Annotated in this window: 1 pseudogene; it reads right to left on the minus strand. The window is 52.0% G+C overall.

Annotated elements, in window-relative coordinates:
* Nucleotides 1–392 (minus strand): annotated as a pseudogene (locus tag ACOKCT_RS22995) (IS5-like element IS903B family transposase); the annotation flags it as partial.

Genomic DNA, 392 nt, shown 5'->3' on the forward strand with positions numbered 1-392 from the left:
CCATGCTTTTTGACTTTCCACTCGCCTTCACCGAAGACCTTCAGCCCGGTGGAATCAATTACCAGGTGTGCGATTTCACCCCGGGTGGGCGTTTTGAAACTGATATTAACCGACTTTGCCCGCCTGCTGACACAGCTGTAATCCGGGCAGCGTAGCGGAACGTTCATCAGAGAAAAAATGGAATCAATAAAGCCCTGCGCAGCGCGCAGGGTCAGCCTGAATACGCGTTTAATGACCAGCACAGTCGTGATGGCAAGGTCAGAATAGCGCTGAGGTCTGCCTCGTGAAGAAGGTGTTGCTGACTCATACCAGGCCTGAATAGCTTCATCATCCAGCCAGAAAGTTATGGAGCCACGGTTGATGAGGGCTTTATTGTAGGTGGGCCAGTTGGT

Source organism: Leclercia sp. M-A074-M, from assembly GCF_965195605.1.
Lineage (GTDB): Bacteria > Pseudomonadota > Gammaproteobacteria > Enterobacterales > Enterobacteriaceae > Enterobacter.